Origin of the sequence: Marivita sp. (assembly GCF_017643905.1) — a bacterium.
Lineage (GTDB): Bacteria > Pseudomonadota > Alphaproteobacteria > Rhodobacterales > Rhodobacteraceae > Marivita.
The window spans coordinates 1-23,778 of the sequence record NZ_JAEPMO010000068.1 but is presented as its reverse complement, the minus strand read 5'-3'; the positions used below and the strand labels follow the sequence as shown (position 1 = coordinate 23,778).

General features: G+C 60.8%; 27 protein-coding genes and 1 pseudogene. 18 read left to right on the top strand and 10 right to left on the bottom strand.

What is annotated here, in order from left to right; translation table 11 throughout:
- The 7 genes from JJ869_RS12190 to JJ869_RS12160 form a co-directional block, all read right to left on the bottom strand.
- Positions 1–1,309, bottom strand: a 1,309-nt coding sequence (locus JJ869_RS12190; protein ID WP_292267510.1) for a DEAD/DEAH box helicase, incomplete at its 3' end; no start/stop codon positions are given.
- A gap of 11 nt (positions 1,310–1,320) precedes the next feature.
- Positions 1,321–1,956, bottom strand: coding sequence for a hypothetical protein (locus JJ869_RS12185; RefSeq protein ID WP_292267509.1), 636 nt, complete (start codon positions 1,954–1,956; stop codon positions 1,321–1,323).
- Positions 1,957–1,959: 3 nt separating this feature from the next.
- Positions 1,960–2,862 carry an ATP-binding protein gene (locus tag JJ869_RS12180; RefSeq protein ID WP_292267507.1) on the bottom strand — a complete coding sequence of 301 codons (903 nt, stop codon included), beginning with the start codon at positions 2,860–2,862 and terminating at the stop codon, positions 1,960–1,962.
- Entirely contained in the window at positions 2,859–3,149 is a 291-nt protein-coding gene (locus tag JJ869_RS12175) for a hypothetical protein (RefSeq protein WP_292267505.1), read from the bottom strand. The genes JJ869_RS12180 and JJ869_RS12175 overlap by 4 nt, the downstream gene beginning before the upstream one ends.
- A 151-nt stretch (positions 3,150–3,300) precedes the next feature.
- Entirely contained in the window at positions 3,301–4,011 is a 711-nt protein-coding gene (locus JJ869_RS12170) for a sigma-70 family RNA polymerase sigma factor (protein ID WP_292267503.1), read from the bottom strand.
- A 67-nt stretch (positions 4,012–4,078) separates the two neighbouring features.
- Positions 4,079–5,239, bottom strand: coding sequence for a hypothetical protein (locus JJ869_RS12165; RefSeq protein ID WP_292267501.1), 1,161 nt, complete (start codon positions 5,237–5,239; stop codon positions 4,079–4,081).
- Positions 5,208–6,332, bottom strand: a complete 1,125-nt coding sequence (locus JJ869_RS12160; RefSeq protein ID WP_292267500.1) for a hypothetical protein — start codon at positions 6,330–6,332, stop codon at positions 5,208–5,210. The genes JJ869_RS12165 and JJ869_RS12160 overlap by 32 nt, the downstream gene beginning before the upstream one ends.
- A gap of 390 nt (positions 6,333–6,722) precedes the next feature.
- On the opposite strand from JJ869_RS12160, the gene JJ869_RS12155 reads away from it, so the two are divergent.
- From JJ869_RS12155 to JJ869_RS12095, 13 genes and pseudogenes are all read left to right on the top strand, one after another.
- A complete protein-coding gene (locus tag JJ869_RS12155) occupies positions 6,723–6,929 on the top strand; it encodes a DUF6511 domain-containing protein (RefSeq protein ID WP_292267498.1) in 207 nt (68 codons plus the stop codon).
- Positions 6,926–7,675: a hypothetical protein gene (locus tag JJ869_RS12150; RefSeq protein ID WP_292267497.1), complete on the top strand. Its 750-nt coding sequence runs from the start codon at positions 6,926–6,928 to the stop codon at positions 7,673–7,675. The genes JJ869_RS12155 and JJ869_RS12150 overlap by 4 nt, the downstream gene beginning before the upstream one ends.
- Entirely contained in the window at positions 7,636–10,062 is a 2,427-nt protein-coding gene (locus tag JJ869_RS12145; protein ID WP_292267496.1) for a phage/plasmid primase, P4 family, read from the top strand. Before JJ869_RS12150 ends, JJ869_RS12145 begins: the two co-directional genes overlap by 40 nt.
- A 400-nt stretch (positions 10,063–10,462) precedes the next feature.
- On the top strand, positions 10,463–10,921 hold the full coding sequence (locus JJ869_RS12140) for a hypothetical protein (RefSeq protein ID WP_292267514.1): 459 nt from the start codon (positions 10,463–10,465) through the stop codon (positions 10,919–10,921).
- Positions 10,918–11,172 carry a DUF6378 domain-containing protein gene (locus tag JJ869_RS12135; protein ID WP_292267495.1) on the top strand — a complete coding sequence of 85 codons (255 nt, stop codon included), beginning with the start codon at positions 10,918–10,920 and terminating at the stop codon, positions 11,170–11,172. The genes JJ869_RS12140 and JJ869_RS12135 overlap by 4 nt, the downstream gene beginning before the upstream one ends.
- Positions 11,173–11,177: 5 nt before the next feature.
- Entirely contained in the window at positions 11,178–11,369 is a 192-nt protein-coding gene (locus JJ869_RS12130; RefSeq protein ID WP_292267512.1) for a hypothetical protein, read from the top strand.
- A complete protein-coding gene (locus JJ869_RS12125) occupies positions 11,366–11,806 on the top strand; it encodes a DUF6362 family protein (RefSeq protein WP_292267494.1) in 441 nt (146 codons plus the stop codon). Before JJ869_RS12130 ends, JJ869_RS12125 begins: the two co-directional genes overlap by 4 nt.
- Positions 11,807–12,279: 473 nt before the next feature.
- Entirely contained in the window at positions 12,280–13,563 is a 1,284-nt protein-coding gene (locus tag JJ869_RS12120; protein WP_292267492.1) for a site-specific DNA-methyltransferase, read from the top strand.
- Positions 13,544–14,068 carry a group I intron-associated PD-(D/E)XK endonuclease gene (locus JJ869_RS12115; RefSeq protein WP_292267491.1) on the top strand — a complete coding sequence of 175 codons (525 nt, stop codon included), beginning with the start codon at positions 13,544–13,546 and terminating at the stop codon, positions 14,066–14,068. The genes JJ869_RS12120 and JJ869_RS12115 overlap by 20 nt, the downstream gene beginning before the upstream one ends.
- Positions 14,065–14,352, top strand: a complete 288-nt coding sequence (locus tag JJ869_RS12110; RefSeq protein WP_292267490.1) for a hypothetical protein — start codon at positions 14,065–14,067, stop codon at positions 14,350–14,352. The genes JJ869_RS12115 and JJ869_RS12110 overlap by 4 nt, the downstream gene beginning before the upstream one ends.
- A 243-nt stretch (positions 14,353–14,595) precedes the next feature.
- Positions 14,596–15,708 carry a hypothetical protein gene (locus JJ869_RS12105; protein WP_292267489.1) on the top strand — a complete coding sequence of 371 codons (1,113 nt, stop codon included), beginning with the start codon at positions 14,596–14,598 and terminating at the stop codon, positions 15,706–15,708.
- A gap of 73 nt (positions 15,709–15,781) precedes the next feature.
- Positions 15,782–16,032, top strand: a pseudogene (locus JJ869_RS12100) (transposase); the annotation flags it as partial.
- A 165-nt stretch (positions 16,033–16,197) separates the two neighbouring features.
- A complete protein-coding gene (locus JJ869_RS12095) occupies positions 16,198–16,578 on the top strand; it encodes a hypothetical protein (protein WP_292267488.1) in 381 nt (126 codons plus the stop codon).
- A 168-nt stretch (positions 16,579–16,746) separates the two neighbouring features.
- On the opposite strand, the gene JJ869_RS12090 is transcribed toward JJ869_RS12095, so the two are convergent.
- Both JJ869_RS12090 and JJ869_RS12085 read right to left on the bottom strand, forming a co-directional pair.
- A complete protein-coding gene (locus JJ869_RS12090; RefSeq protein WP_292267487.1) occupies positions 16,747–17,286 on the bottom strand; it encodes a DUF3489 domain-containing protein in 540 nt (179 codons plus the stop codon).
- 94 nt (positions 17,287–17,380) lie between these two features.
- Complete coding sequence (locus JJ869_RS12085; RefSeq protein WP_292267486.1) at positions 17,381–17,653, bottom strand: hypothetical protein; 273 nt, start codon at positions 17,651–17,653, stop codon at positions 17,381–17,383.
- 111 nt (positions 17,654–17,764) lie between these two features.
- On the opposite strand from JJ869_RS12085, the gene JJ869_RS12080 reads away from it, so the two are divergent.
- Positions 17,765–18,367, top strand: a complete 603-nt coding sequence (locus tag JJ869_RS12080; protein ID WP_292267485.1) for a hypothetical protein — start codon at positions 17,765–17,767, stop codon at positions 18,365–18,367.
- On the top strand, positions 18,315–20,300 hold the full coding sequence (locus JJ869_RS12075; RefSeq protein WP_292267484.1) for a phage terminase large subunit family protein: 1,986 nt from the start codon (positions 18,315–18,317) through the stop codon (positions 20,298–20,300). The genes JJ869_RS12080 and JJ869_RS12075 overlap by 53 nt, the downstream gene beginning before the upstream one ends.
- A gap of 32 nt (positions 20,301–20,332) precedes the next feature.
- On the opposite strand, the gene JJ869_RS12070 is transcribed toward JJ869_RS12075, so the two are convergent.
- A complete protein-coding gene (locus JJ869_RS12070) occupies positions 20,333–21,058 on the bottom strand; it encodes a DUF1186 domain-containing protein (protein WP_292267483.1) in 726 nt (241 codons plus the stop codon).
- Between the two features lie 65 nt (positions 21,059–21,123).
- On the opposite strand from JJ869_RS12070, the gene JJ869_RS12065 reads away from it, so the two are divergent.
- The 3 genes from JJ869_RS12065 to JJ869_RS12055 form a co-directional block, all read left to right on the top strand.
- Positions 21,124–21,339 carry a hypothetical protein gene (locus JJ869_RS12065; protein ID WP_292267482.1) on the top strand — a complete coding sequence of 72 codons (216 nt, stop codon included), beginning with the start codon at positions 21,124–21,126 and terminating at the stop codon, positions 21,337–21,339.
- A gap of 11 nt (positions 21,340–21,350) precedes the next feature.
- Complete coding sequence (locus JJ869_RS12060) at positions 21,351–22,853, top strand: phage portal protein (RefSeq protein ID WP_292267481.1); 1,503 nt, start codon at positions 21,351–21,353, stop codon at positions 22,851–22,853.
- A 4-nt stretch (positions 22,854–22,857) separates the two neighbouring features.
- Positions 22,858–23,778, top strand: a 921-nt coding sequence (locus JJ869_RS12055) for a head maturation protease, ClpP-related (protein ID WP_292267479.1), incomplete at its 3' end; no start/stop codon positions are given.

The following is a 23,778-nucleotide window of genomic DNA, read 5'->3' as shown; positions in this document are numbered from 1 at the left end:
TATCGTCACCGTGCAGATCGACCCAGGAAAACGGCGATCGATCGAGCAGGGCAATTTCTGTCATCTCGAAAGAGGTCAGAACCTGCGTTTCTCCGGCCGCCCGCGTGAACTCATGACCACAAAAATCGCAGATCGAAGCGCCAAGGGGCAGTTCCGCCTCGCAAGAGGGGCAGGTTTTCCAAGGCTGTGCGCCTGCGGGGGCTTCATCCTCATCAAGCGAGATATCCTGCTCAAGAGATCCATGCCGAAGGGCCGCGCCGGCAAAGTCGAGCACGATGCAATCGGTCTTGATGATGCCGGGATAGCGCTCAGGATCGACACGGCGCAGACCGCGGCCGACAGCCTGGATGAATGTCCCCTTGTGTAGCATTGGGCGCAGAATGCCGATGCAGCCGACAGGTTGGCTGTCGAAGCCTTCGGTCAGGACCATGCAGTTGGCCAGAACCTGAATGTCACCACGATCAAAGCGGGCAATGAGCTCGCTACGCTCGGAACTGATCATGTCGCCGGAAATGACGGCAGCGGAAATACCCTCCGCCATGAAGGCGCCGGCCACCGCTTCGGCATGTGCGACGGTGGCGCAGAAAAAGATCGTGCGGCGGTCAGACGCTTTGTCTTTCCAATGCTCGACCACGGCTTCGTTCAGCACGGAGCGGTTCAGGACCTTGTCAGCCTGTCGCATGTCATAGTCACCGGCCGTGCTGGCGAGGCCTGCCAACTCGTCATCGACGCCAAGATCGATGGTAAAGGTGCGTGGCGGGACCAGAAGCCCGCGGGCGATCAGCGTGCCGATCCGCAGATGATAGCCGACATTGCTGAAGGTGCGGCGCAGGCTGCGCCCGTCACCGCGCCCCGGGGTTGCGGACAGGCCAAGCAGTTTTGCCTGCGGGTTCAAGGCGCGCACATGTTCGATGACAGACTGATAACTGGCCGCGGCGGCGCGGTGGCACTCGTCGATGATGAGATGCGAGACAGCCGGCATCCCGTCGCGCCGGTTGGCCCGCGCTAGCGTCTGCACGCTCCCGAAGACAAGATGTCCGCCCCAGTCATCGCGCTCGGCTTTGACAACGGAGGATGGCAGACCCGAGATGCGGGAAATCGCAGTGCGGTTTTGTTCGATGAGTTCATCCGTGTGTTGTAGGACGAGCACCTTCGCATCGCGCTGGCGCTCGGCTTCCTCCCCGACAAAGAAGCCGGCAATAGCCGTCTTCCCAGCGCCGGTCGGAAGCACAAGCATCGTGTTGCCATGTTCGGCCGTTCTATCGCGGGCGGCGTCGACCGCCGCCCTTTGATAATCGCGAGGGATCATGCGTGCCTCCCTCACCGTGCCCAGAAGGGTGCGCCGCCGTCAGAGGCGGTATCAGAACCCGCGTAAGGGTCCTGCACCACGCCGCCGCTGTAGCCCTGTGGAGGAGCAGGGGGCGTATGCATGGCGGCCGGCTGACCACCCATGATCTCAGCATATTGGCGATGCTCTGGCCCAACAGCGGCCTTGATGACATTGCGTCCAGGCTCATCAGGCTCATCGCGATTTTTGTCGATGCCGATCTTGGCGACAAAATCGAGGCTGTTGAGATCGCCAAGGCTGCGGATGTGGCGCGCGGCCCGTGCGGCCTCGGACTGGTCATTGGCCTTGATGCCCCGGGCGGACTCGAGGATGCCACGGATAAGCGCGCGCCCACGGTTGGCGTATTTGTCGACGCCACTGGCATCCACGCCTTTGCCGCGGAAGCCGATGCGCGTGTAAATACGGCGACGCGCAAAAGGGCCCCCCATCACAATGGCCTCGGTGTTGAGATATTGCGCGGCGCTTGTCTGGCTTTGTGTCAACCAACCTTCGGGGCCAGCGCCGCCGGGGCGGATGATCATGGTCACTTTGACCAGCGTATTTGCGGGGATGAGGTCGAAAGCGGCGTCTTGGGCGTCGGCGCCGTTGAAATCCATATCGCTGGCCATGGCTTATGCTCCTTGCGTCTGTGTCGGGTTGGGAATGGCGTCGGCCTCGGGCGGCATGTCGAAGCTCAGGGCGCGCGCGCTGCTGGTGGGCTGACCGCTGCGGATCTTGCCCATCAGACGCCCAAGGTGGGGCTCTTCGATTGTTGTCAGGCGGCCGCTGCGATCCTTGGCCGGATAGCCAAAGGGGTTGATCGTGGTGCAAACGAAGGCCCTATGCGCCTTGCCCTCTTTGGGCTGGATTTCGGCGAGGGTGATGACCTCATCGACGATCCCGGGCAGTTCGAGGCCGGTTTTGGAGCCTTCGACTTGCAGCGCAAAATAGGGCTTTCCGAAATCATCAGCCTTTTTGTCGAGCAGCCCGACGAGCCAGATGTTCTTGCGCGGCGTATGCTGAAGGTGGGTCAGCCAGCCGATCATTTCCTGCCCGAGCAGGCCATAGGCGCCGCGCAGATCGAGCTTGCCGTTGCGGTCGGATTGCACCTGCGGTTGGCCCTTGCACCACTGCATGCAAATGCGGGAGGCGACCGAAATCGAGTCCACGAAGATCGTGTCGTATTTGTCCAGCAGGCTTGGGTCGCCAAAGAGGCGGCAAACCCGCTCATAGTCTTTCTGGCTATAAGCCTGATCGTCCCGCATCGCGGGGTTGGGGCCGCCAATCCAGGCTGCCAAATCGCGGGCGCGCTCCCAGTCGCGGACGCGCACTTCGTCACCGGGCCAGCCTTGGACGGCCAGCTCCCCAGCCTCAAGGTTTACGAAGAGCGTACGGTCCGCATCGAGGGTCCAAAGCTGGCTGGTTTTGCCAATGCCGGAAATCCCGGTGAGAACCCCTTTGATGCCGCGGGTTTCTTTCAAGCGCTCATCTGCGGTGATGAAGCGAAACGATGAAGGTTTGGTTGGGCTCATCATTGGTGGGCCTCCAATTCCTGGGTGGCGGCGGTCACAGCGATATCGGCGCCCAATGCCCCCTGTTTGCGGGCCATCGTGATGATCTCTTCGAGGGCCATGATTTTTCGACCAATCTCGCGACGCTCCTGCTCCAAGGGCAGAAGTGCGAAGGCGATCTGATCGAGGGTGGCGCGCTCAATGGGCAGATTGCGGGCGAGCCTGCCGCCAATGGCAGGGACCGCGATCGTGTCCGGGAGAGCGCTGAGCCAGGTGGACTGGCGGAGTTTTTTCAGAGGTGATGTGAACATCATCCAGCTCCTGTTTCGTCATGCCCAGGGGTCGTCATTAGGGTGACAACTGCCGGGCCCGACGCCGCCCTGGAGCTTGCGGTCGAGGTGTTTCCCCAAGGGTTTTATATTCCCCCGAAGGCCCGGCATGTTTAGTGAATTTCTCTTGGCCCTACTTACCGACGCGGGGCGCAAACTGTCGGGGTGCGACCTCAAAATAGCCGTCGAGGCCCATGGCTATGGCCGCTTTGCGAATAGCGCTGAGCCGCTCATAAATCGTGCTGCGATGAAGGCCCAAAATCCGGGCCGCTTCGGCAACTGAACTTTCGCTCACAGCGATGGCGATGCGCCGCGAGCTGGGACAAAGGGATGCCAGAAAAGTAGCGACGTCACTCTTTAGCCCCGCGCCATGTTTGGCTGCAAAATCATCGACGCTGTGGGTGGGAGAGGCCTCATTTAGGGTATCGGCGAGTGTCAGTCCTTCCTCGCCGTTCTTGCCCAAGATCGGTGTTTCGAACGACTGCGTCTTGCGGCTGGCCTTTGCGGCCTGACTTTGGCGTGCAAGATCCGCGATCCTGTTTTTGACGATGCGATCGACAAAGGTGTCAAAGCAGGCGCGCTCGGGGTCGAACTGTTCTGCGCGGCGCAGAACCTCTTCCCTGAGTTCTTGCGCGATGTCCTCAGCATCAAGGCCGGGAGCTGCGCCAGAATGCGCAAGGCGCGCGGCGCGGATGTTGATGTTGCGATTGATGCGCGATGCGGGGTCAATCAGTGCGTTGAGATGCTCCATGGTATTCGCCTTCGTCCAAGTGGACGGGCTCGAGGGCCCGAATACCCGGCACCAGCGAAATTTCGTTGGGAGGCCTGGAATGGCGGCGCGCACAAGAAAGAAGCCGCCGAAATCTGTGTGATTTCAGCGGCTTCCGGGTGGAAAAATTTTTGAGGGTGGGTCAGTCTTCGTCGACGAAATTTCGCTGGCGCTGATCAGATTGGCCTTGGCGCAGGCCCTGAGCGTCGACAAGAAACTGGGCCTCGAAGCAGTCATCCCGAACGAGGAAAGGATCGTCCTCTATCCCGAACTTTTCCCGCAATGTGACGGCGAGGGTCTGGCGCTGCTTGTCGTAACCACGCTTGAATTCATCAAGTATACGAAGGATGTGGCTTGCTGGGCGTCGCCCGTTGATCGTAGAAACTGGGAAGGACCGTGGCAGGGCCCCATCGAGCGCTGCGCAGGCGAGGAGCAGCCGCCACTGGCGGTTGGGTTTGCCGTTTCGGTCGTCACGCATGCCGATCTGGTCAGGTTCGAGACGCACTGGCTTCTGGCCACGATGGCTGACGTTCAGCACTGCCTGCTCGCGAAACGCAAAACGCAGATCGGACCAGCGCGCATTTACTGGAAGCGTCATCACCGGTGCTTCGGGGCTGTCATCGGCGTTGGTAAGTGCCGATATCTCTGCCGCGAAGAGATTGGCAAGTGACGCGACGGGAACAAATCCTTTGCCCGGTGCGGCGGCGAAGTTCAGGCATTCGGCATAGGTCAACACGCGCCCGCCTCGAGCACTGAGAAAGCTCGAAACATCCTGTTCGATCGCGCGAAGCGATGTGACCAGTAGGATAAATGGTAGTTTGCGACGATCGAGCTCGAGCAGATCGGCCTTGCCGAGGGGTGCTCTGGGGCTTGAGAGGGCTGCGAAAACCGGAAAACTCCGGCCTGCGGCAAGCTGATGGTCACCGATGTGCAGCAGGGATGCCTGGCGCTCAGGCGGCGCTGTCATAGCCAGATCCAGAGCGGCAGCCACATCAGCAAACAGCTTGCGGCGGTCAAGTTCCCGTATGTGGATTTCGTCACGAGTGATGTCGAGGGGATCACAAAGCCTCATCGGATCGCTGCACACCGCGCGAAATGACCCGTCCTCATGACGCACCACCCGGCGAGGACAATTTTCGCCGCCGGGCCAAGGACATTCGATATGATCCGCGAACTTCGATATCTTGGAGAGATAAAGTTGGGCTACGTCCCAGCAATCTACCAGACTGCTTCGCCACTCACGCGTGTCAGTTGCATAGCCGGGGGTGCGCTCAATCGTCGTCCAGAACGTCGATGTCATCATCGTCATCTCCGCTGTTGGCGCGGCAGAAACCCTGATCTTTCAGCCAGCTATCAATCAGATCGCTATCGGCGTCACGATCGTAGCGTGCAAGGCTCGGCGGCAGAATGGAGACGGTGCGTTCCTTGCCGTCTCCGTCAAATTTGACTTTCAGGACTGCGCGATCGATTGAGCCGCCAGCAAGGCGCCGTGACCAGTCGTCGCCCCAAGCGAGGAAGAGATCATTTGCCTTGCGGACCTCCTTTTCCTTGGCCTGTCCGCCCCAGAAGCGTTCAATTTCTATCAGGCGCACCCTCGAAATCTCTGGCACCGTCTCGTTCTCGAGCGCCTTGGCGCCTTTTTCGAGCAGGGGATCGAGCGTGAAGCGGTTTGATTTGTCGAAATACTCCTCGTTCTCGAACAAAACCCTGCCAAAAGTGCGGAGATAAAGCTCAATCTCCCCTTTCGTTCCGGCATTCACCGCCAGTTCGTCGGATTCCCCATCATAGATTACCACATCATGCTTTTGCGGTCGGTAGTATGCGATTGCGGCGCCGCCGTCTTCCTCGTGACGGCCTTCTCGCCGCATCGGTTCGCCATGGCGGACCAAGAACCAGGTCTTCGAGCCCCGTGGAAAAGCGAAAATCCGGCTCCCTTTTCCCCGCCGCTTGCGATCGAACCAAAGGTCCATGATTTCCTGCATTTCGCCGGTCTGCGCGACGGTCGGGTCAGGTGCCGGTCGCGAACGACCATCCCGGCCAGCGAAGTAGATGAACCGCGAGCGTGTGAACGCGACTGTTTCGGCATGCATGCGCCGGAGGAGATCGGGTTTGTGCAACCAGATTTGCAGGGCGATATCAGCGTCTGAGGGCTCTTCGCCAATCTCGAGCGACAGCCCTGCGCGTTCTGCAGCGTCGATCAGTTCCTCGGCATTTTCCTTGCTGGCAGTCTCGTGGACGTAATAGAGCGCGTCCACCATGTCTTGGGGAACCTTGTCATCAGGCTTCATTAGGATGCCCGCCAGTTCGTCATAGGGGAACTCATCGTCAACTTGCGGCGGCAACGTCAGTCCACGATTGGCAAAATAATCCTGCCATTTCTCGAAGAAGGTCAGCAAATGCTGAGCCGAAACGCTCTTGAGGCGGTCCGGGCTGGTGAAACTGCGCGGGTTGAATGAGGCCATAGGCGGTTTCCTTCTCCAGGGGGTGTCTTGCTCGAACGAATCGGGGCAGTTGCGAGCCTTGGTTGAATTCTATGGAAGCCGCCCAAAATGTCTATATGTTGTTTTTAATGGCAGCATTGAACAACATATGGTGTCATTTGCCATCATTCACCGTCATTTGGCAACATTCGCTAAATCTCGATGTTCACTATATGTTCTTTCCGACATTTTGTAGGTCTCGTCGGTAAGTGAAGAGGGTCCCCCTGGAGACCCTCACCATGAAACAGACGACCCTGAAGTCGCCACGATGGCGGCACCCGGCCTTTCGACTTGAGGGGGGCCGAAATGATTGATCCCGATGATCGTGAGAAAGCCGCACTTGTGCATGCCATGAAATCCATGGGCCTGCTCATGGGCGAAATCGGCTGGTCGACGCGCTTCAAAGACCTCACGGCCATTCAGGCCGGAAAACTGGCTGAAGCAGCGGTCGATGGCTTCCAAGCCAGCATGTTGGCCTCGGCGCCACGCGCAAGTTCGGAGGTGCCGTTTTGACCGACGCGCTTTTGGACTTCAACCACCGCGAAAAGCCTCCGAGCTTTGCCGAGAGCGTCAATGCGCTCATCGATCAGGCCCTCGTCAGTGAAAACGACGCGCGACCAACCCGCGATTACCTCGGCGGCAGCCGCTTGGGCGATGCTTGTGCGCGGCGCTTGCAATACGAATACCTCAAGCCCCCCAAGGATGAAGGCGGCGGCTTTTCGGGCAAGTCGCTGCGGATCTTTGCGCTTGGGCATGTGCTGGAAGACATGGCGATCGAGTGGCTGCGCAAGGCGGGCTTCGATCTGCGCACCCGCAACCGGCATGGCGATCAGTTTGGATTTTCCGTGGCCGGCGGCCGGGTCAAAGGACATGCCGACGGCGTGGTTGTCGCCGCGCCAAACGGCATGGCGGTGCCTGCGCTTTGGGAATGCAAATCGGCCAATGCCAAGAACTGGCGCGCCATCGAAAAGCACGGGGTGGTCAAGGCCAAGCCCATTTATGCGGCGCAGATTGCGCTCTATCAGGCATATCTCGGGCTGACAGAGAACCCGGCGCTGTTTACGGCGATCAACAAAGACACCTGTGAAATATGGCACGAGTTGGTGCCCTTTGATGGGGCGCTTGCGCAGGCCGCCAGTGATAAGGCTGTCCAGATCCTGCGCGCCTGCGATGCGGGCGAGCAGCTGCCCCGCCACACGAGCGATACAGAGCATTTTGAATGCCGGTTCTGTTCTTACGCCGCGAGGTGCTGGGCATGACCGATCATGTGCAAACAGCCGATGCGGCCGATCCTGTTGTCCCTGATGCGAATACGATCGCGCTCTATGCTGATGTTGTGTTCGGCTATTGCGAGTTTCTCGCACCTGTCCGGGCACTTGCGGAAAAGGGTGCTGCAGACGCGCCGCCGCATACGCCATTCTTGCCTGTTGATCAGGATCTTGGGGTTAAGCTTGCCCATCAAGCAGACTGGGCCGCACAAACGGGCATGGCGCTCTTTGTCGTGCCGGGCACGGTTCATGAGGCGGGTGCCGCACGCTCTGAGCATATTGCCCAGATGCAGGTTGTTCTGGTCGACATCGATCACGGCGATATCGCGGCAAAACGCAGTCATCTTATCCAGCACCTTGGCACACCAACGCTCGAAGTGGCATCAGGTGGCGTGACACCCGAGGGGCAGGACAAGCTCCATCTTTACTGGCGGCTGACAGAGCCTGCCGAAGGAGAGGACATCGCCCGCGTCTGCCGGGCGCGCCAGATGATTGCCGCCAAGGTTGGTGGCGATCCCTCATTCAAATCCGCGCATCAGCCCATTCGGGTAGCAGGCTCCGTTCATGCCAAGTCTGGCACCAAACGGTTGGTCTCTATCCTCGATTATCGCCCCGTTGACTTTGACCTTGGTGAACTGGCGGAGGCCATCTTCGCTATGCCTCCAATGGAGGGCCTTGCGGCCGAGGCGTTGGATTTCAACGCCGCACCCGGTAAGCGTGGCAGCGTACCAGAGCTTTTTGCCAAGCCCGTTCGCGAAGGTGGGGTGGATGGTACGACCCGGTTTGACGCGCTTTCTCGTGTGATTGGGTATTGGATCCGCCGAAGCCGCGAAGGGCATGTCACGCCTGCGGAAGCCTGGGCTGAGATTGTGGCCTATAACGACGCGCGCATTGATCCCCCGTGGCCCGATGCGCGCCTCCGGCAAGAGGCAGAGCGGCTATGGCGGCTGGATCAGGCGCGCAACGGGGAAATCCCCGATGAAGATCGCCTAGAGCCAGAGCCTGGTCATGGAGGTGGCGATGGCTCTGGTAACGCAGGCCCAAGCCCCGTGCGGTTTTCCGAGGATGCTCTCGCGTCAACTTTTGCGGATCAGCATTCCGATGCCTGGCGCTATGTGGCTGGCTGGGGCCAATGGCTGACCTGGACGGGTCGCATCTGGAAGCGAGAGGACACCCTGCAGGCCTTTGACCTGGCGCGTCAGGTCTGTCGGGCGGCCGCCGTGCGCTCGCCATCGTCTAAGGTCCGCACAAAGCTCTCGGCCGCCTCAACCGTTGCCGCTGTTGAACGCTTGGCCCGCAGTGATCGTCGCCATGCCACGACAACCGACGTCTGGGATCGTGACCCTTGGCTCTTCAACACGACAGCCGGGGTGCTTGATCTGCGCAGCGGGCAATCCCAACCCCATGATCAGGCGCTGTGCATGACGAAGATCGCGGCCGCAGCGCCCAAGGGCAATTGCCCGATCTGGCTCAGTTTCCTCGAAACCGTCACAGGCGGCGACGCTGAGCTACAATCCTACCTCCAGCGCATGGCCGGCTATTGCCTGACCGGCGTTACCAGCGAGCACGCGCTTTTCTTTCTCTACGGGACAGGGGCCAACGGCAAATCCGTCTTTGCCAATACGCTCACGGAAATCCTCGGTGACTACGCCACCGTCGCGCCCATGGACATGTTTATGGCGAGCCATGGGGATCGGCACCCGACCGATATGGCAGGGCTGCGGGGCGCGCGTGTGGTGACGTCCATCGAGACGGAACAAGGCAGCCGGTGGGCGGAGAGCAAGCTCAAAGCGCTAACCGGGGGCGACAAGATCACAGCCCGCTTTATGCGGCAGGACTTCTTCGAGTTCATACCGCAGTTCAAGCTGCTGATCGTTGGCAACCACAAGCCCACCATTCGCAATGTGGATGAGGCGATGAAGCGGCGGCTGCACATGGTGCCGTTCACTGTCACCATCCCTGCGGCCAAGCGCGACAAGCGCCTGCCTGACAGGCTTCTCGCTGAACGGGACGGAATACTCGCCTGGGCGCTGCAAGGCTGTCTGGAATGGCAACAGCATGGCCTACGTCCGCCGCCTGCCGTGATGGCCGCCACAGAGGATTACTTCGAGGCTGAGGACGCCCTGGGACGCTGGATCGATGACCGCTGTGAGACCGGCAACAAGTCCTTCTGGGCCGGATCTACGGATCTCTTCAACAGCTGGAGATCCTGGGCTGAGGCCAACGGCGAATATGCCGGGTCGATGAAGCGCTTTTCGGAAACCCTGACGACGCGTGGCTTCGAGAAATTCAAGAGCATGACGACCCGCGGATACCGTGGGATCAAGATTAAGGACACTAAGGCTGACCTATTCGAGGGGGATTATAATGATCAATAAAACAAGGAATATGGCGGATATGGCAGGTCATAGGTATATGACCGTTACGCGCGCACATGCGCGCGGGTGTACGGCGTTATCAGGTTCTCCTGCCATAACCGCCATGGGTAGTTTTTCTACGGCGTTTGATCTTTGGTTGACTGAACGATGTGTGCCAGCCGTCGACACGGTAACGCCGACAAGAGAGCTGTTTGCCGATTGGCAGGCTTGGGCCGAGCAGAACCAGACCCGTGTCGGCTCTGTTAAGCGCTTTGCCCTTGCAGTAGCAGGCAAAGGTTACGAGAAAGTGCAGACGAGGATTTGGCGCGGCTTTGGCGGCATCGCGCTCAAAGATGCCTCAAGGGTAACATCGACCACCGAAAGCGCCAATCTCGCGACGGCAGACGCAAGGCCAGCCTGCATCCTAGCCCTTGACCTTGGCACCACGACCGGCTGGGCGCTGCGCGGCTTTGATGGCCTGATTACAAGCGGCACGGCCAGCTTCAAGCCTGGGCGCTATGACGGCGGCGGTATGCGTTATCTCCGGTTCACGAACTGGGTCACCGAGATCGACCGCCTGTCTGGTCCAATCGAAGCAATTTACTTCGAAGAAGTACGCCGCCACCTCGGCACCGATGCGGCGCATGTCTATGGCGGTCTCATGGCCACGCTGGAAACCTGGGCCGAACTGCGGGGCGTGCCCTATCAGGGTGTGCCGGTTGGCACCATAAAACGTCACGCCACCGGAAAGGGTAACGCGCCCAAAGATACGATGATCGCGGCCGCACGTTCCCGCGGATACAGCCCCGCCGATGACAACGAGGCTGATGCCATCGCAATCCTTCACTGGGCGTTGGAACCCCAAGGCGGTGTCGCATGAGTGCCGCTCTTCTCGATAAAGCGGCTGCGGTCCTTGAAGAGCGAGGTCAAACCTACGGCGCCGCTGATGCGGCCTTTGCCGCCATTGCTGTCCGCTGGTCGATTACGCTCGGTCGACCGGTCTCGGCGGCCGATGTGATCTTGTGCATGATCGATCTGAAACTCGTGCGCCTTGCCCATGACCCGGCACACGAGGACAGCCTTATCGACGTCATCGGCTACGCGGCTCTTTTCCCGGGGGTGCGCCGATGAAATCCATGCGATGGCATCCCCATGGCTATGGCGGCGATCGTCGGGGCCCCGACCAAGTCAAGCGCGACGGTTGGCGCGAGACGGGACTGCTCGCGGTCAGCATCGACGATGACCGGCTCACCTGGCCCGAGCGCGAACTCGTCCGCCAGCTCGGGGAAAAGCTTTATGGCAAGATGAAAGAGGAGACGCAGCGATGAGCGCCTGGACGCCGAAGCTGGTGGAGGCCCGCCTCTCGGAAGCGGCCTTCGTTCTCAAGCGGCTGCCAGAGCCTCGGCTGTCGGGGTATTTCAGTACCTGGCCCGAAGTGGTTCGGAGCTTCGCCGATAAGGTAGGCCAAGAACCCAAGCCCATGCGCGTTCTGCCATCGCCCGCCTCCATCAGCCGGATGGAGGAGACGCTGACCTGGACGGCGGGGCTGGAGCCCATTGACGGCCAGATCGTCTGGCTGCGCGCCTATGGCTATCGCTGGCGCGAAGTCTGCCGGACGGTGGGGCTACAGCGGTCCTCGGCGCATCACCACTGGGTCTTTGGCCTCTGTTTCATTGCGCACAAACTGAACCGCCGGCAGGTCAGCCAGCACCTCTCAAGGCAGCAGGTGATTGACCTCGCGCGTGCCGATGATCCCTCGCTCTGAAAAAAATCGCATCGATGAAAAAAGTTCCAGACACTTTTGCCGTCTCGTCGGTATGTGGGTGGTAAGTCGAGAGGTGCGCGCGTGAGGGTGGGTGGTTTGCAGCAGGCCAAATGGTGACCGGTTTTCCGAAAAAACTGTCTCCGCTCAAAATGCTGCGCCGCGTAACACATTGAAATTGAACGGGTCCCTCCTGTTTGTAGCCGTATTCGGGGGGGCGAGGTCCGGAACTTCGCTAGCGTCAGGGCTATTTTTTTGGGAGTCCACCCCGCTTGGAGTCCACCACGGATCGCCTGAAAGCATCGTAAAATCAAACAGCTAGATGGACTCCACAGGTGGATACCTGGTGGACTCCGGAGTCCAGTTGGAAGCCACCTCCGGAGTCCACCCGCGGAGTCCAGCTGGACCCCGCTCTTGGACTCCACCGCACCGCCCGTCGATTGCCGCGCGCCACTCTATCGAACAGGATCACACCCATGACCCTCGCCTTCGCCCCCGAGCGGATCGAGCACTGGCCGCTTGCGCGCCTGCAGCCCTACGCGAAGAACGCCAAGATGCATGGGAACGACCAGGTGGCGAAGATCGCCGCCAGCATGGCCGAGTTTGGTTGGACCGTGCCGTGCCTTGTCGGCGAGGACGGGGAGCTGATCGCGGGCCATGGCCGGGTTCTGGCGGCAACGCAGCTCGGGCTGGCCGAGGCGCCAGTGATCGTGCTGGGTCATCTGACTGAGGCGCAGCGCCGGGCCTATCGCATCGCGGACAACAAGCTGACGGAACTCGGGACCTGGGACGAGGCGCTGCTGTCGGCGGAACTGCAGGACCTGTTGGCCGAGGATTACGACCTGTCGCTGATCGGGTTCGATGACGGCGAACTGGATGCCTTGCTGTCGGCTGAGCCGGAGGCGGGTACCGGAGGGGGCGCGGACCCCGACGAGGTTCCAGAACCCGCTGAGGATCCGGTCAGCCGCCCGGGCGATCTATGGCTTCTTGGCGGCCATCGACTGCTCTGCGGGGATGCGACGGTGACCACCGATGTTGAACGCCTGCTTGATGGCGCGCGTGCCAACCTCACTTTTTGCGATCCGCCCTATAACGTCGATTACGCCGGCGGCGTCGGCGCCGAGAAGGCGGGGAAGGGGCGCAGGATCAAGAATGACGCCCTTGGCGACGGGTTCGGGCAGTTCCTGTATGACGCCTGTGTGCTCATAAATGCGCACACCGATGGCGCGGTCTATATCTGCATGTCCTCCAGCGAGCTGCAGACGCTGCAGACGGCATTCAAATCCGCAGGCGGCCATTGGTCGACCTTTATCATCTGGGCGAAGGACCGCTTCACGCTGGGGCGGTCTGATTACCAGCGGCAATATGAGCCGATCCTCTATGGCTGGCCGGAACGAGCCAAGCGCCATTGGTGTGGGGATCGGGACCAGGGCGATGTCTGGCAGATGCCGCGGCCGCACAAGAACGACCTGCACCCGACCATGAAACCGGTGGCACTGGTTGAGCGGGCGCTGCGCAATTCCAGTCAGCGCGGTGATCTGGTGCTTGATCCCTTCGGCGGCAGCGGCACCACGCTGATTGCGGCCGAGGCGACGGGGCGGAGGGCAGCACTCCTGGAACTCGACCCGAAATACATCGATGTGATTATCCGTCGTTGGCAAGATTTCACCGGCCGCGAGGCGCAGTTGTCGGAAACGGGGCAGACCTTCGAAGACGTTGCACCGGAACGGGAGGCGGGGCATGCAGCAATCGCTGTTTGAACACCTGGGATTTGATTTGCACGACAGCGCCTCTGCCCGGCCCGACGTCGAATGCAGTGATGATCTGGAGGTTGGCAAGGCCGCCGAGCACTTGGTGTGTGCCGACCTCATCATGAGCGGCTATCGCGCGTTCTTGAGCGATCAAGGGCTGCCGTACGATATCCTGGTGGATGTCGATGGGGTATTGCTTCGCGTTCAGGTCAAATCAACCCGCAAGCCGAAAAACCATGATCCCCGCACGCGCTCGACGCCGGGGTACTTTTTTCATCTCCGACGCGCAGGAAAAGGTGGGCGGCGTCGATATCCGGAAAATGCCTTTGATCTCTACGCCCTCGTTGCGCTTGATCGGCAGGCAATCGCCTATCTGCCGGCCGTTGATTGCTCCAATCAAACCATTGCCCTGCGCGTTCCAGGTGAACATTACCTCCAAAATGGCAGTATGAACCGGGAGTTTCAGGAAGCGAGCTTTCGTCATGCGCTGAACCGTTTGGGGTTTGAGGCATGAAACAGTCCCGCCTCATGTCTCTGATCGAAGCCATCACCAACGTGATCGTCGGGTACGGCGTCGCTGTCATGACACAAATGCTGATCTTTCCGATCTTTGGGTTGCAAACAACGTTGCGGCAAAATCTTGTGATGGGCGGGATATTCACGATCGTCAGCCTGTTCCGATCGTTCGCTCTGCGGCGGCTTTTTGAGTCCATCAGGATCCGAGACGGTTTTATCGCGCCATCGATGCCTTGGCGCTGGACCTCGGCCTGCGCAGCGCGCGGCAACGCAAGGCACTGAATGTTCTCGCCTAGGCCTACGAGGGCGCACGGCAATCGTGGTGCAGGGAGGGGGATCACGCCCGGCAGCGGCGCCAATGCTGAATTCGGTGGGCACTTGCCCGGCTCAGGGCGCGGTCGCGCGACGTCACATCAATCCACCCGGAAATTTCTTGCTTGCAAGAGCCGTTCCGATAATCCTGAGTTTGATCCAACACTCACTCACGGGGTGTCGGCGAAGGCCTTGCTATCAAAGGAGAGTGTGATGAGCTACGCAAAGGTCTTTCTATCCATTTCTGCCATGATTTTAGTATCGCCCTTGTTTGCTCAAGCCAAGGTTTTTCCCGAGGGCTCTTCAGTTATAGCTTCGCCCTTAATGAACCCGGAAAAATGGGAAAAATGTACGGTAAAACAATACAAATCTGCCTCACAGATGTACGAACTTTCATGCGGAACCTTGCAATACTTTGTTCCTTCCCAGTTCGTTGTTGAAGATAGCGGAAACAATGAAGGGCTCTTGATCAATCCCGCTGCAAGAGACCTCTTTGCTGCAGGTACAGAGGTCATTGCATCCCCTACGTATCTGCCCGACCGATGGGAACGGTGTTCGGTGACAAAGATATTGCATGGTACAAATGGCTATGAAATCGCATGTGCTTCTGGGCTTTATGTTGTTTCCAGAACGCAAGTCCTGCTCGCGACCGAGGAGAACATCCGCCTGAAAATATCAACAGCCACTGAGGGCTCGCCCGAGGTTTCAACACGGACCACAGATGAGGCCTCACTTTCGCCGCAAATTGTAGAAGCTTCTGATGCTCAAAATGATTTGAGTTCAGCTGTTAGCATGGCTCCGCCTTCGGCGGCCTCCGGCTACTTTCCCGGAATGTTAATTGAGGCGAGTCCAATGGAAGGCATCTGGGGAGAAGCTGTGATAATTGAGCAAGTCGGGGACGGATTTCGCGTACAAATGATGCCAAGCATGGAATTCGTCGGGGCACCGCAGCTAATGTTAAGGCCCGAGCAAATACGTGTTGCAGTGTTGGCCAAGGAAACTCTAGAGCCCGAACTAAGCCTGCCTAATGGGACCTACTATTGCGGGATATCGAATGGCGGCATGGTATTTTTCACAGGTGAGATTGAACTTAAGGATGGGTTTTTCCGCGGTCCGGCCTTCGATGGTCACTACGGGGAGTGGTATCCTATGGAAACAACGCCAGAGGGTGCCGTCGTTTGGGGTGGCCCACTCGCGGGCTTCGAGACGGATAGTGCTCGTGTTGTCAGTACTGCCATCAAGAGCGATGGAGGCAATCCAGCTTTCGACGTATTGCTGCAAATGGAAAACGGTAGATTCTTGTCGAACAGTTGTGTCCCAAAATGACACTTAGTGACCACGTCCCCATGGTTCCTCGCTGCCCCTGCTCCTATACATGGGGCGCAGCGCGCAACATCGCGAGCGTTTGAACAAGGAAGTGAAACGCCGGGCCGATGTGGTGGGCGTGCGCGCATTCCTTCGGACCGGTGGCAGTCATGCCCTCACTCCCCAACGACGCGTCGATCATGCGCCTGATAGGCGCTGTGCCCTTCGAGCAGCACGACGAATGGCAGACCTCAAGCCGCTATGATGGTCGAAGCCTTCGCCCAGATCGAGAAGGAGGAGGACGACCCCATTCTCAGCATCACCACAAAAGCCGCCGGATCGTGAGGGTCTAACAACCCAGTTCGGATTGTTAGGAAAGGCGCGCAGACATCATGACGCAACGACTGAATCCGCATTTCATACCAATGGGCGAGACCCTCTTGTTTCTGCAGCAGCATGTGCTGCTGCGACACCATTGTCGTGGATCGGCTCGGAAGTATATCGTGAGGTATGGGATCAGACGTCACAGGACAGCACGCACTGCGATCCGGGCCGCCATCGGGAGGAGAGGCGCCGACCGAGCACCGTCGGCGTCTGTTACCTCAGAACCTGGACGCGACCCTGCGGTATCTCACGGACGAAGACCTGAACCGCCTTCTGGTCGCCGTGACGAAAGAACGCGAGCGGCGTGGCGTCTTGGTTGCTGCCGCGCAGCCTCCGTCTGTTGGGGTGCCGGAGCTTGCAGTCTCCGGCACATCGAGGGTCGAGGGACTGACCCAATCGCAAATCAATCTCATCCGGGCCTCGATCAAGGCGGGCGTGAAGCCCAGTGTGCTGTCCCGGCAGTTCGGGATTAGCCAGGCGCAAATCCGGGCGGCGTTGAAGGCATGAAAAAAAGGGCCAGCACGCGGCTGGCCCAGTTTATCGCGAGGGAGCGGTGCAGACGGCACCGCTCTAAACGACTGAGGGTTCGTACAGGCAGAAACCTCCAAACGCACGATCGTGACGTGGGAGGATTCTGCAAGGGCAGGACACTACTCATGAGTATTGATCAAGATATCACGCCAGATCTTGCGTCATCAAGCGATACACGCGCCCCCGACCTTCTGCCTTCTCCGAGATCACCTTGAGTCCAAGCTTTCTCTTGAGTGCTCCGGAGAGAGCGCCGCGTACGGTGTGTGGCTCCCATTGAAGCGCAGTGGCCAGCTCCTCGATGGTCGCGCCCTTGGGACGGGACAGCATGTCGATGAGCGCCTCCTGCTTGGTGCCGCGGCGGCGGTGCACGGGTGCTGCCGTGGCAATGCCCTGTTCGGGGTCCTCTGCCTGCGCACCCGGATTGTCCGTGATCCCGAGGGCGCTGTAGGCGAGGGGCGTGGCACGCAGGGTGAGCGGCCCGCGCTCCTCGTCATGCCGGTAGACGGTGTTGAGGTCGGCAGCGGGGGTTTCTTCGATCAGGCCATGCTTGAGGAGGCTCTTGCAGACATTGCCGACCGCGCCGCCCTTGAGGTTGGCGGTGACGGGAAACACCATCGCGTCCTCGCGCGTGCAGGCGGTGGAGAGGATGACGGCTTGAGCGTCGGACAGTTGGATCTGGGTCATGGATTTTCTCCGGTTTGGCCCCGCGCGACATGCGAGGGCTTCTACAACCCCGAGCCGCGCGTCGGCGCGGCTGGAATTCCGGGAGCGCCGGAGATCAGCCGGCGTGCTCGCCCTCGCCGAAGGCGCTGTCGGTGATGCGTTTCAGGAGGCTGGCGTAGTGTTCGAGGGTGCCGACGTGGCCCCAGTTCACCTCGTCGGGGTGCGCGTTGAAGTGGTCGTCGCTGAGCGCCTGCAGGCGGGCGAGCATTTCGTCGATCTCGGTCTTCCTGGCCGTAAAAGCGGCGAGCGCGGCTTCCCTGTTGCGCCGGGCCTTCTCGGCGCGGGCCTCAAAGCGCGGGGTGGTGGTTGGGTTCGGGCGGGTCGTCATCGCGTAGGCTCCGGGTGAGTTGCATCGTCCTTGTGGAATGGATGTTCGCTCTGTCTCTGAGGCTTATCAACGACATAACCGACTGACTTTGAGTGATAATCGGAGCGATCGATGCAAGGCCTGAGTGAACGCCAATACGCCGCCCATGTCGGGCTGTCGCGTGGCGCGATCCAGAAAGCAAAGGAGGCGGGGCGGCTGGTCCTCTTTGCCGATGGCAGCATCGATGCCGCGGCCTCGGATCAGCGCCGTAGCGCACTGACTGACCCGTCGAAATCCCGCGCCGTGCCGAAAGAAACCGCTGCGCCAAAGCCCAAGCTGAAACCCGTCCCCGAAGCGGCGGTCGCCTCTGTGGGAGAAACTCTGCGCGAGGAAGGGCTGCCCGGCCCAAGCGTGGCTGGCGGCACGACATTCCTTCAGGCCAAGACCGCCAACGAGGTGTTGAAGGCTCAGGAACGGCGGCTGCGGTTGCAAAAGCTCAAGGGCGAGCTGGTCGAGAAGGCACGGGCGGAAACGCTGATGTTCCGGCTGGCGCGCGAGGAACGGGATGCCTGGGTAACCTGGCCGGGGCGCGTGGCGGCGCTGATGGCCTCGGAGCTTGGGGCGGCCTTGGGAGGCGAGATCACGGTGGAGGCGGCGGTGATGCAGAAAGTTCTGGAAACCCATGTCCGCACGCAACTCGACAGCCTCGCCGAGATCCGCACTGGCGCTGGATGAGCAGCTCCTCGCCTTCGATGGGGCACAGGACCTGCTGCGCGCCTGGTCGCAGGGCATCCGGCCCGACCCGAACCTGACGGTCTCGGAATGGGCCGACCGGCATCGCTGGCTTTCGTCCCGCGCCTCGGCCGAACCGGGGCGGTATCGGACGGCGCGCACGCCCTATATGCGCGAGATCATGGATGCGCTTTCCCCGGCCAGTCCGGTGCAGCGCGTGGTATTCATGAAGGCAGCTCAGGTGGGCGCCACGGAAGCAGGCAATTGCTTTATCGGTTTCGTGATGCACCACGCGCCGGGGCCGATGCTGGCGGTGCAGCCGACCGTGGAACTGGCAAAGCGCAATTCGCGGCAACGGATCGACCCGCTGATCGAGGAAAGCCCGGAGCTGCGGGAGAAGGTTAAACCTGCCCGCTCGCGCGACGCCGGCAACACGATGCTGTCGAAGGAATTCGCGGGCGGCATTCTGATCATGACGGGCGCGAACTCGGCGGTGGGGCTGCAGTCCACGCCCGCGCGCTATCTGTTTCTGGATGAGGTCGATGCCTATCCGGCCTCGGCGGACGAGGAAGGTGACCCGGTCAGCCTGGCCGAGGCGCGGTCGCTGACCTTCGCGCACAGGCGCAAGGCACTGCTGATCTCGACGCCGACCATCCGGGGGCTATCGCGCATCGAGCGCGAGTTCGAGGCGAGCGATCAGCGGCGGTATTACGTGCCCTGTCCGCATTGTGACCAGGAACAATGGCTGCGGTTTGAACGCCTGCGCTGGGAGAAGGGCAAGCCTGAGACGGCGGAATACCATTGCGAGGGCTGCGACGCGCCCATCGCCGAGCACCACAAGACGGCGATGCTAGCCGCTGGGGAATGGCGAGCAACAGCGCAATCGTCCGATCCGCATACGGTCGGCTATCACCTCTCGGCGCTTTATTCGCCGATTGGCTGGCTCTCTTGGGCGCGGATCGCGCGGGCCTGGGAGGCGGCCTTGGGCAATGACGAGGCGATGCGGGCGTTTCGCAACACTATTTTGGGCGAGACCTGGTTTGAGACGGGCGAGGCGCCGGATTGGCAACGGCTGCAGGGGGTAAAGGAAGAGTGGAAACCGGGCACGGTGCCGGTGGGCGGGGTGTTTCTGACGGCAGGCGCTGATGTGCAGAAGGACCGCATCGAAGTTGATGTCTGGGCTTGGGGCCGGGGCTTGGAAAGCTGGCTGGTTGATCACATCGTGATTGAGGGCGGTCCCGCGGATCCGGCTTGCTGGCAAAAGCTGAACGATCTGCTGGGCAGGGTCTGGACCCACGCCAGCGGCCAGCCCATGACCATCGCGCGGTTGGCCATCGACACGGGCTACGAGACCAGCGCGGTCTACGCATGGGCGCGTCAGGTGGGCTTTGCGCAGGTGGCCCCGGTGAAAGGGCTCGATGGGTTCAACCGCTCCAGCCCTGTGACGGGGCCGACTTATGTCGATGCGACCATCGGCGGCAAACGTCTGCGCCGGGGCGCGCGACTGTGGTCGGTGGCGACCTCGACCTTCAAGGCCGAGACCTATCGCTTCCTGCGCCAGGACCGCCCCACGCCGGAAGAGATCACCGCCGGTGCTTCGTTCCCGGCGGGAACGGTGCATTTGCCGCACTGGGCCGACAGCGAATGGCTAAAGCAGCTGACCGCGGAACAGCTGGTGACGGTCAAGACCAAGCGCGGCTTCACCAAGCTCGAATGGCAGAAGCTGCGGGAACGCAACGAGGCGCTGGACTGTCGTGTCTATGCGCGTGCGGCCGCGTGGATCCTTGGCGCGGACCGCTGGTCCGAGGCGCGATGGGCTGAGATGGAGCGGCAATCGGCGGTGACAGCGGATACTGCGGCAAACGATGCAGCTAGTGCAGCGCCGACGCGCCCGTCGGCACGGCGGCGAACCATGCGGTCAAGCTATATGCGCTGAACGCCAATGCCAGTTCAGATGGGCAGCACAGTTTATTTCAACAAATCAGTGATAGCGTCGCTGATGAGGAACTTTCGATATCGACCGCCAACAGGCACTCCGTTTCCATCAATTGTCTCACGCAGCAAAGTTTCGAAAGTGGCAAAGTCCTTGTAGTAAGCTGGAAGTTTTTCAGTTTGCATGTCCACGCGAATACTTTCCAACATGTCTTCCATCCCAAGCTCTGCGATCGACGTCATCCAGGATATCATTACTTCGTCAGGAGCTTCAGGGCAAAGTACACGGAATTCCCTGAAGAAATCCTCGACGTCTTTCCTTCTTTCCGGATGTGCCAGAGTTACGAGGACGAGTGCATTCATGAAAGTCCCCCGTAGAAACTCATCAGCGCGTGGGTTGCAGACTGCGTCACAAAGTGGGGTAAGGTCTCCATCAAATACGCTTGCAACTACGCGATAGCTTCCGCTTTCGGTGGCGTGAACGCCGAGGAGATGCTCGACGATTGACGACGGACGGGACAGTAGGCGGACAATAGGTCGATATGCGAATGGCTCACGCCACTCGCCCAGCAAGAAAAGAACCGGGAGCAAAGCGTTCAAGTCGCACGGATCCATTTCGCGTATGGATTGATGCCCAAGCCGTGTGACCAGATCGACAAAAATTGGTCCCATGGATTTGCGTTGCTTTCGTGCTGCCATCATTGATGCGCGTGGATCCGAGTTGTTTTGACGCAAATCGTGCATGATTTCTGCGGGTGTCATGGGTTCTCTTTCGACTGATCGCGGATGGCAAAGTTGAAAGTCGTTTCGCAGAAAGGTCAACACAGATGCCGTCACCATCAGACCTCCGCGCTCGCCGCGAGGCCCTCGCAACGCAGCGATCCTCGGGCGTCGCCCGGGTCAGCTACGACGGAAAGACGGTGGACTATCGTTCTGTGGCCGAGATCGACCTGGCCATCGAAGCGCTCGATCGCGACATCGCCTTGGCAGAGGGCCGGCGGATTGTGCGCCATGTCCGCGTGACAGCGACTAAGGGGCTCTGACAGAGATGGGGATGTTCGACCTGTTCCGCCGCCGGGCCACCGGCGGACCTGAGGCCATGCGCGCGCGGCTCGAGGGGACGATGGCCAAGCGTCGGCTCCGAGGCTGGAACCCACCTCTGGAGAACATCAACGCGCTGGTTGCCTCTGGCGGCCCACGACTCTTGGCACGGTCCCGCGAACTGGTGGTGACGAATGGGTACGCAGCCAATGCCTGCGAGGCTTTTGCCGCGAACCTTGTCGGGGATGGCATCAAACCCTCGTCGCTCATTGGGGATGCCGACTTGCGCGACCGGGTGCAAAAGCTCTGGCTTGCTTGGACAGATGAGGCGGATGCGGATGGGCTGACGGACTTCTACGGCCTGCAGGCCATGGTCGCGCGCGAGATGTTTGTGGCCGGCGAGTGCTTCGTTCGCCTTCGGCCCCGTCGGGCGGAAGATGGGCTGCTTGTGCCGCTGCAATTGCAGCTTCTGCAATCCGAGATGCTGCCCTTCGAGAAAACCGAAACGGATCCGAATGGGAACCGCATTCGCTGCGGGATCGAATTCGACCTGATCGGGCGGCGGGTGGCCTATCACTTCCGCCGCCGTCATCCGGGCGACAGCACGGATCAGCGGGTAGTGGCGCCGGACACGGTGCGGGTGCCTGCCGAGGAGGTGCTGCACATCTACAGGCCCATCGACGCCGGTCAGATCCGTGGCCTGCCTCATGTGGCACCGGCCATGGTGCGGTTGTTCCTCTTGGACCAATACGATGACGCTGAACTCGATCGCAAAAAGACGGCGGCGATGTTCGCGGGCTTCATCACCAAGACGGCCCCAGAAGACCCGATGATGGGCGAAGGTGAGGCCGATCTCGATGGAGCCGCGATTGCGAGCCTCGAGCCGGGCACCATGCAGGTGCTGTTGCCCGGCGAGGATGTGAAGTTCTCGAGCCCCGCCGATGTCGGTGGGGGCTACGAGGCGTTTCAATACCGGACGCTGCTCGCGGTTTCGGCCTCGCTCGGTCTGCCGTATCACCTCGTCACTGGCGATGTTCGGCAGGCGAATTATTCGAGCCTTCGGGCCGAACTTGTCGAGTTCCGCCGCCGCATTGGCCAGCTTCAGCATGGGGTCATGGCGCACCAGCTTTGCCGCCCCATCTGGCGGCGCTGGCTGGAAACGGCCGTGCTCTCGGGCGCCTTGGTTGCAGATCCTGTCACGGCCCGGCCGGTGCAATGGATCCCGCCACGGTGGGATTGGGTCGATCCGCTCAAAGACATCCAGGCGCAGGTGCTGGCTATGGAAGCGGGCCTGACCTCCCGGCGCAAGGTGGTCGAGGCCACCGGCTATGACATCGAAGAGGTTGACCGTGAAAACGCATCCGACGCGAAACGGGCAGCCGATCTGGGCCTGACCTATCGCGCCAGCCCCGGCGAAACCCAGGGGGCAAGGGCAACGCCCGTCCAATTGCCCGATCCAAATTCGAGTGACGGACCGTCCGACAATAACTCGGGCACCGACCTACAACAGGAGTAACCCCATGAAATCCTGGTACACGATCCGTGCTCGCACCTCGGGCACGGAAGTGCTGATCTATGACGAAATCGGCGCCTATGGCGTCACAGCAAAGGGGTTCCTCGCGGAGCTCGGTGCGCTGCCCGACGATGCGGCGATTGATCTGCGTCTCAACAGCCCCGGCGGCTCGGTCTTTGACGCGGTCGCCATTTACAACGCGTTGAAGCGGCACCCGGGCGAGATCACCGTCTGGATCGATGGCATCGCGGCCTCGGCGGCAAGCTACATCGCCATGGCGGGTGACACCATCGTCATGCCGGAAAACGCCTTCCTGATGATCCACGATCCCTCGGGGCTGGTCATGGGCACGGCCGAGGACATGCGCGCCACGGCTGAGGCGCTCGACAAGGTCAAAGGCAGCCTGATCCAGGGCTATGCCGCGAAATCAGGCAAACCTGACGACGAGATCGCCGCCCTGATGGCGGAAGAGACCTGGCTCGATGCCAAGGACGCGCTGGCTCTCGGCTTCATCGACCGGATCGCTGAGCCGGTGAAACTCGCGGCCTCCTTTGATGTGGTGCGCTTCCGCAACGCGCCGCCAGAAGTGGTCGAGGCGGCAAGTGAACCCGATGAGCCAGTAGCGACGGAGCCGCAGACCGAGGGTGTTGCAGACGTCAACACCCTGCCTGACCCCGAACACCCGGCTGCGGAAACGCCAACCATGGCCGCAAGTGAGCCCGCAATGGCCGACACCGCTACCGTTCGCGCTCAGGCCATCGCCCATGCGCGCGCTGTGATTGATCTCTGCCGCCTCGCGGGTCAACCGCAGATGGCGGGCCGGTTCCTCGAAGAAGACGTTGGTCTCGATGAGGTCCGCAACCGCCTTCTCGCGGCAAAGGCCGACGTCACCCCCGACATCACCGCCGCCCATGCCCAACCCGGGCGC

What these genes read in the sequence shown, in the direction of transcription:
- JJ869_RS12165 (WP_292267501.1), bottom strand. Translation starts at nt 5,239, where the DNA reads ATGATGACATCGACGTTCTGGACGACGATTGAGCGCACCCCCGGCTAT.
- JJ869_RS12130 (WP_292267512.1), top strand. Translation starts at nt 11,178, where the DNA reads ATGCGATGGCATCCCCATGGCTATGGCGGCGATCGTCGGGGCCCCGAC.
- JJ869_RS12175 (WP_292267505.1), bottom strand. Translation starts at nt 3,149, where the DNA reads ATGTTCACATCACCTCTGAAAAAACTCCGCCAGTCCACCTGGCTCAGC.
- JJ869_RS12135 (WP_292267495.1), top strand. Translation starts at nt 10,918, where the DNA reads ATGAGTGCCGCTCTTCTCGATAAAGCGGCTGCGGTCCTTGAAGAGCGA.
- JJ869_RS12065 (WP_292267482.1), top strand. Translation starts at nt 21,124, where the DNA reads ATGCCGTCACCATCAGACCTCCGCGCTCGCCGCGAGGCCCTCGCAACG.
- JJ869_RS12080 (WP_292267485.1), top strand. Translation starts at nt 17,765, where the DNA reads ATGCAAGGCCTGAGTGAACGCCAATACGCCGCCCATGTCGGGCTGTCG.
- JJ869_RS12125 (WP_292267494.1), top strand. Translation starts at nt 11,366, where the DNA reads ATGAGCGCCTGGACGCCGAAGCTGGTGGAGGCCCGCCTCTCGGAAGCG.
- JJ869_RS12120 (WP_292267492.1), top strand. Translation starts at nt 12,280, where the DNA reads ATGACCCTCGCCTTCGCCCCCGAGCGGATCGAGCACTGGCCGCTTGCG.
- JJ869_RS12185 (WP_292267509.1), bottom strand. Translation starts at nt 1,956, where the DNA reads ATGGCCAGCGATATGGATTTCAACGGCGCCGACGCCCAAGACGCCGCT.
- JJ869_RS12060 (WP_292267481.1), top strand. Translation starts at nt 21,351, where the DNA reads ATGTTCGACCTGTTCCGCCGCCGGGCCACCGGCGGACCTGAGGCCATG.
- JJ869_RS12095 (WP_292267488.1), top strand. Translation starts at nt 16,198, where the DNA reads ATGGGATCAGACGTCACAGGACAGCACGCACTGCGATCCGGGCCGCCA.
- JJ869_RS12115 (WP_292267491.1), top strand. Translation starts at nt 13,544, where the DNA reads ATGCAGCAATCGCTGTTTGAACACCTGGGATTTGATTTGCACGACAGC.
- JJ869_RS12085 (WP_292267486.1), bottom strand. Translation starts at nt 17,653, where the DNA reads ATGACGACCCGCCCGAACCCAACCACCACCCCGCGCTTTGAGGCCCGC.
- JJ869_RS12070 (WP_292267483.1), bottom strand. Translation starts at nt 21,058, where the DNA reads ATGACACCCGCAGAAATCATGCACGATTTGCGTCAAAACAACTCGGAT.
- JJ869_RS12155 (WP_292267498.1), top strand. Translation starts at nt 6,723, where the DNA reads ATGATTGATCCCGATGATCGTGAGAAAGCCGCACTTGTGCATGCCATG.
- JJ869_RS12105 (WP_292267489.1), top strand. Translation starts at nt 14,596, where the DNA reads ATGAGCTACGCAAAGGTCTTTCTATCCATTTCTGCCATGATTTTAGTA.
- JJ869_RS12110 (WP_292267490.1), top strand. Translation starts at nt 14,065, where the DNA reads ATGAAACAGTCCCGCCTCATGTCTCTGATCGAAGCCATCACCAACGTG.
- JJ869_RS12075 (WP_292267484.1), top strand. Translation starts at nt 18,315, where the DNA reads ATGTCCGCACGCAACTCGACAGCCTCGCCGAGATCCGCACTGGCGCTG.
- JJ869_RS12090 (WP_292267487.1), bottom strand. Translation starts at nt 17,286, where the DNA reads ATGACCCAGATCCAACTGTCCGACGCTCAAGCCGTCATCCTCTCCACC.
- JJ869_RS12180 (WP_292267507.1), bottom strand. Translation starts at nt 2,862, where the DNA reads ATGATGAGCCCAACCAAACCTTCATCGTTTCGCTTCATCACCGCAGAT.
- JJ869_RS12145 (WP_292267496.1), top strand. Translation starts at nt 7,636, where the DNA reads ATGCCGGTTCTGTTCTTACGCCGCGAGGTGCTGGGCATGACCGATCAT.